This is a genomic window from Photorhabdus africana (genome assembly GCF_035181445.1).
Classification (GTDB): Bacteria; Pseudomonadota; Gammaproteobacteria; order Enterobacterales; family Enterobacteriaceae; genus Photorhabdus; species Photorhabdus laumondii.
Genome location: NZ_JAXBVE010000138.1, coordinates 1 through 726, shown reverse-complemented (window position 1 = coordinate 726; position 726 = coordinate 1). Strand labels below are relative to the sequence as shown.

Here is a 726-nt window from a genome sequence, read left to right as displayed (position 1 = left end):
TAAACCGCTTTCGCTGTCTTCATACTGCCCACAAAACCGGAGATTACAGGTCAGGTTCCGCGGGTCATTGATTGTCAGCACCGGCCAGCATTCCGGCTCGCCCCAGGTGAGCAGTCGTCCTGCCCATATCAGTTCCCCTTTCTCGGTCAGAATTTCCCGCACGGTTCCCTGGTGATCGCTCACCACATAATATAGCTGGCCTTTTTCATGCCGTGCCAGTGGGGTCAGGGCACCCGGCTCATACAGCCAGTGAATGCTCTGTGCATACCCGACAGTGCCGTCCGCATACACCGGCGTCTCTTCAATCAGCTGCTCCCCGCTCCACAGGTAATCATAGCCGATTATCGCGGTCGGTTTTACCGGCGGTCCGGCGGCGTCTGTCTCCTGCCGCTTGCTAATCCGTCGCCCGAAAGCATCATAACAATAGCGCCAACGCACCCCTTCCGGGCTGATAAACCCGGTCAGCCGGTCTTGCGCGTCCCAGCGGTAGCGCCAGGTCCGCGGCCGGTAGCCCCGCCGCTGTTCGGTTTTCTCTGTCCGCCGCCCGTTTTCATCGTAGTGATACGTGCAGGCCCCGTGCTGAATCACTCTGCCCGCCTGCTGGGTGTGGTAGCTCTGGCGCAGGTCTTCACTGAGCCGCTCCGGCACCCGTTTTTGGTAATGCAGATGCTGACCGGCATCGTACACAAACTGTTCGTCACAGGCCCGCGGGCCGCCAAACTGCGC

At 60.3% G+C, this 726-nt stretch carries 1 protein-coding gene; it reads right to left on the bottom strand.

The annotated features are described in order from the left end of the window. Nucleotides 1–726 (bottom strand): RHS repeat domain-containing protein (locus SLS51_RS23085; protein WP_369293959.1); only part of this gene is annotated, 726 nt, incomplete at both ends.